This window comes from Acinetobacter sp. V116_7, assembly GCF_056735735.1.
Genome location: NZ_JBWZIF010000005.1, coordinates 1 through 5,529, shown reverse-complemented (window position 1 = coordinate 5,529; position 5,529 = coordinate 1). Strand labels below are relative to the sequence as shown.

Here is a 5,529-nt window from a genome sequence, read left to right as displayed (position 1 = left end):
ATCATTAAGAGAATTGAAGAACAACTTGTGTGGATTTTTACTGATTGATTGATCGAAATATTATCATTGATTGATTGGTTTAAATTACTCGAAGTTTATTTGAGCGAAATTTAAGTCAGAAAATTGATGAGCCAGAATTGGCACCTTGTCTTTAATAAGGTGCAAAATGATTTTTAACTGAAGAGTTTGATCATGGCTCAGATTGAACGCTGGCGGCAGGCTTAACACATGCAAGTCGAGCGGAGAGAGGTAGCTTGCTACTGATCTTAGCGGCGGACGGGTGAGTAATGCTTAGGAATCTGCCTATTAGTGGGGGACAACATTTCGAAAGGAATGCTAATACCGCATACGTCCTACGGGAGAAAGCAGGGGATCTTCGGACCTTGCGCTAATAGATGAGCCTAAGTCGGATTAGCTAGTTGGTGGGGTAAAGGCCTACCAAGGCGACGATCTGTAGCGGGTCTGAGAGGATGATCCGCCACACTGGGACTGAGACACGGCCCAGACTCCTACGGGAGGCAGCAGTGGGGAATATTGGACAATGGGCGGAAGCCTGATCCAGCCATGCCGCGTGTGTGAAGAAGGCCTTATGGTTGTAAAGCACTTTAAGCGAGGAGGAGGCTACTTTAGTTAATACCTAGAGATAGTGGACGTTACTCGCAGAATAAGCACCGGCTAACTCTGTGCCAGCAGCCGCGGTAATACAGAGGGTGCAAGCGTTAATCGGATTTACTGGGCGTAAAGCGCGCGTAGGCGGCTAATTAAGTCAAATGTGAAATCCCCGAGCTTAACTTGGGAATTGCATTCGATACTGGTTAGCTAGAGTGTGGGAGAGGATGGTAGAATTCCAGGTGTAGCGGTGAAATGCGTAGAGATCTGGAGGAATACCGATGGCGAAGGCAGCCATCTGGCCTAACACTGACGCTGAGGTGCGAAAGCATGGGGAGCAAACAGGATTAGATACCCTGGTAGTCCATGCCGTAAACGATGTCTACTAGCCGTTGGGGCCTTTGAGGCTTTAGTGGCGCAGCTAACGCGATAAGTAGACCGCCTGGGGAGTACGGTCGCAAGACTAAAACTCAAATGAATTGACGGGGGCCCGCACAAGCGGTGGAGCATGTGGTTTAATTCGATGCAACGCGAAGAACCTTACCTGGCCTTGACATAGTAAGAACTTTCCAGAGATGGATTGGTGCCTTCGGGAACTTACATACAGGTGCTGCATGGCTGTCGTCAGCTCGTGTCGTGAGATGTTGGGTTAAGTCCCGCAACGAGCGCAACCCTTTTCCTTATTTGCCAGCGAGTAATGTCGGGAACTTTAAGGATACTGCCAGTGACAAACTGGAGGAAGGCGGGGACGACGTCAAGTCATCATGGCCCTTACGGCCAGGGCTACACACGTGCTACAATGGTCGGTACAAAGGGTTGCTACCTAGCGATAGGATGCTAATCTCAAAAAGCCGATCGTAGTCCGGATTGGAGTCTGCAACTCGACTCCATGAAGTCGGAATCGCTAGTAATCGCGGATCAGAATGCCGCGGTGAATACGTTCCCGGGCCTTGTACACACCGCCCGTCACACCATGGGAGTTTGTTGCACCAGAAGTAGCTAGCCTAACTGCAAAGAGGGCGGTTACCACGGTGTGGCCGATGACTGGGGTGAAGTCGTAACAAGGTAGCCGTAGGGGAACCTGCGGCTGGATCACCTCCTTAACGAAAGATTGACGATTGGTAAGAATCCACAACAAGTTGTTCTTCATAGATGTATCTGAGGGTCTGTAGCTCAGTTGGTTAGAGCACACGCTTGATAAGCGTGGGGTCACAAGTTCAAGTCTTGTCAGACCCACCATGACTTTGACTGGTTGAAGTTATAGATAAAAGATACATGACTGATGATGTAAGCTGGGGACTTAGCTTAGTTGGTAGAGCGCCTGCTTTGCACGCAGGAGGTCAGGAGTTCGACTCTCCTAGTCTCCACCAGAACTTAAGAGAAGTTCGGATTACAGAAATTAGTAAATAAAGATTAAGATCTTGGTTTATTAACTTCTGTGATTTAAGTATCACGGTATTAAGCATGACCTGACGAAGGCGTGTTTATTCATTAACAGATTGGCAAAATTGAGTCTGAAATAAATTGTTCACTCAAGAGTTTAGATTAAGCAATTAATCTAGATGAATTGAGAACTAGCAAATTAACTGAATCAAGCGTTTTGGTATATGAATTTAGATTGAAGCTGTACAGTGTTTAAATACACAGACAACAGATAGTAGCGATGAAGAATCGCACGGACAACACTCACTTGTAAGTGTTGACGACTGTTTGGGGTTGTATAGTCAAGTAATTAAGTGCATGTGGTGGATGCCTTGGCAGTCAGAGGCGATGAAAGACGTAATAGCCTGCGATAAGCTCCGGGGAGGCGGCAAATATCCTTTGATCCGGAGATTTCTGAATGGGGGAACCCACCTACTTTAAGGTAGGTATTGCAACATGAATACATAGTGTTGCAAGGCGAACGAGGGGAAGTGAAACATCTCAGTACCCTTAGGAAAAGAAATCAATTGAGATTCCCTTAGTAGCGGCGAGCGAACGGGGATCAGCCCATTAAGTTATGTGTGTTTTAGTGGAACGCTCTGGGAAGTGCGAACGTAGAGGGTGATATTCCCGTACACGAAAGGGCACACATAATGATGACGAGTAGGGCGAGGCACGTGAAACCTTGTCTGAATATGGGGGGACCATCCTCCAAGGCTAAATACTCCTGACTGACCGATAGTGAACCAGTACCGTGAGGGAAAGGCGAAAAGAACCCCTGTGAGGGGAGTGAAATAGATCCTGAAACCGCATGCATACAAGCAGTGGGAGCCGACTTGTTCGGTGACTGCGTACCTTTTGTATAATGGGTCAGCGACTTATATTCAGTAGCGAGGTTAACCGTATAGGGGAGCCGTAGAGAAATCGAGTCTTAATAGGGCGTTTAGTTGCTGGGTATAGACCCGAAACCAGGCGATCTATCCATGAGCAGGTTGAAGGTTGGGTAACACTAACTGGAGGACCGAACCCACTGTCGTTGAAAAGCCAGGGGATGACTTGTGGATAGGGGTGAAAGGCTAATCAAGCCTGGTGATAGCTGGTTCTCCCCGAAAGCTATTTAGGTAGCGCCTCGGACGAATACCATAGGGGGTAGAGCACTGTTTCGGCTAGGGGGTCATCCCGACTTACCAAACCGATGCAAACTCCGAATACCTATGAGTACTATCCGGGAGACAGACTGCGGGTGCTAACGTCCGTAGTCAAGAGGAAAACAATCCAGACCGCCAGCTAAGGCCCCAAAATCATAGTTAAGTGGGAAACGATGTGGGAAGGCATAGACAGCTAGGAGGTTGGCTTAGAAGCAGCCACCCTTTAAAGAAAGCGTAATAGCTCACTAGTCGAGTCGGCCTGCGCGGAAGATGTAACGGGGCTAAAACTATGTGCCGAAGCTGCGGATTTGACTTTTAGTCAAGTGGTAGGGGAGCGTTCTGTAAGCCGATGAAGGTGTATTGAGAAGTATGCTGGAGGTATCAGAAGTGCGAATGCTGACGTGAGTAACGACAAAACGGGTGAAAAACCCGTTCGCCGAAAGACCAAGGGTTCCAGTCCAACGTTAATCGGGGCTGGGTGAGTCGACCCCTAAGGCGAGGCCGAAAGGCGTAGTCGATGGGAAATTGGTTAATATTCCAATACTTCTGTGTAATGCGATGAGAGGACGGAGAAGGTTAAGTCAGCCTGGCGTTGGTTGTCCAGGTGGAAGGAAGTAGGCATGCATCTTAGGCAAATCCGGGGTGCTCTATGCTGAGATCTGATAGCAAGCTGTACTTGTACAGCGAAGTGGCTGATACCATGCTTCCAGGAAAAGTCTCTAAGCTTCAGTTACACAGGAATCGTACCCGAAACCGACACAGGTGGTCAGGTCGAGTAGACCAAGGCGCTTGAGAGAACTCTGCTGAAGGAACTAGGCAAAATGGTACCGTAACTTCGGGAGAAGGTACGCTGCTGACGGTGATGACCCTTGCGGTCTGAGCTATTGGCAGCCACAGAAACCAGGCCGCTGCAACTGTTTATTAAAAACATAGCACTCTGCAAACACGAAAGTGGACGTATAGGGTGTGATGCCTGCCCGGTGCTGGAAGGTTAATTGATGGGGTTAGCGTAAGCGAAGCTCTTGATCGAAGCCCCAGTAAACGGCGGCCGTAACTATAACGGTCCTAAGGTAGCGAAATTCCTTGTCGGGTAAGTTCCGACCTGCACGAATGGCATAATGATGGCGGCGCTGTCTCCAGCAGAGGCTCAGTGAAATCGAAATCGCTGTGAAGATGCAGTGTACCCGCGGCTAGACGGAAAGACCCCGTGAACCTTTACTGCAGCTTGACATTGAACTTTGACCTTACTTGTGTAGGATAGGTGGGAGGCTTTGAAGTTGGAACGCTAGTTCCAATGGAGCCGTCCTTGAAATACCACCCTGGTAATGTTGAGGTTCTAACTCTGCCCCGTAATCCGGGGCGAGGACCATGTCTGGTGGGTAGTTTGACTGGGGCGGTCTCCTCCTAAAGAGTAACGGAGGAGTACGAAGGTGCGCTCAGCGTGGTCGGAAATCACGCGTAGAGTATAAAGGCAAAAGCGCGCTTAACTGCGAGACCCACAAGTCGAGCAGGTACGAAAGTAGGTCTTAGTGATCCGGTGGTTCTGTATGGAAGGGCCATCGCTCAACGGATAAAAGGTACTCTGGGGATAACAGGCTGATACCGCCCAAGAGTTCATATCGACGGCGGTGTTTGGCACCTCGATGTCGGCTCATCTCATCCTGGGGCTGAAGCAGGTCCCAAGGGTATGGCTGTTCGCCATTTAAAGAGGTACGCGAGCTGGGTTTAGAACGTCGTGAGACAGTTCGGTCCCTATCTACCGTGGGCGCTGGAAATTTGAGAGGATCTGCTCCTAGTACGAGAGGACCAGAGTGGACGAACCTCTGGTGTACCGGTTGTGACGCCAGTCGCATCGCCGGGTAGCTATGTTCGGAAGGGATAACCGCTGAAAGCATCTAAGCGGGAAGCCTACCTCAAGATAAGATTTCCCTAGGACTTTATGTCCTCTAAAGAGCCGTTCGAGACTAGGACGTTGATAGGTTGGATGTGGAAGCATAGTGATATGTGAAGCTGACCAATACTAATTGCTCGTGAGGCTTGACTATACAACACCCAAGCAGTTGTATATAAAGCATCAATCGATTCATTAATATGCAAAGCAACTTGATTTAGTTATACGCTTAGCTAAAATGAACAAATAAAGTAAGATTCAATCAGCCCATCTGTAAAGATTTGGAAAACGCATCGGCACATTAAGACCAATGCAAGTATCCATACCAGTTGTGCTGGCGACCATAGCAAGAGTGAACCACCTGATCCCTTCCCGAACTCAGAAGTGAAACCTCTTAGCGCTGATGGTAGTGTGGGGTTTCCCATGTGAGAGTAAGTCATCGCCAGCTCATTATTCTAA

General features: G+C 48.7%; 2 tRNA genes and 3 rRNA genes. All 5 read left to right on the top strand.

What is annotated here, in order from left to right:
* Window positions 1–174: 174 nt before the first annotated feature.
* A 16S ribosomal RNA gene (locus AC1PJP_RS00665) occupies window positions 175–1,712 on the top strand.
* 59 nt (window positions 1,713–1,771) lie between these two features.
* Window positions 1,772–1,848 (top strand) — tRNA-Ile (locus AC1PJP_RS00660).
* A gap of 55 nt (window positions 1,849–1,903) precedes the next feature.
* Window positions 1,904–1,979, top strand: a tRNA-Ala gene (locus tag AC1PJP_RS00655).
* A 352-nt stretch (window positions 1,980–2,331) separates the two neighbouring features.
* Window positions 2,332–5,224, top strand: a 23S ribosomal RNA gene (locus AC1PJP_RS00650).
* Between the two features lie 179 nt (window positions 5,225–5,403).
* A 5S ribosomal RNA gene (rrf, locus tag AC1PJP_RS00645) occupies window positions 5,404–5,518 on the top strand.
* The 16S, 23S and 5S rRNA genes sit together here with 2 tRNA genes alongside, the layout of an rRNA operon.
* Window positions 5,519–5,529: the final 11 nt, after the last annotated feature.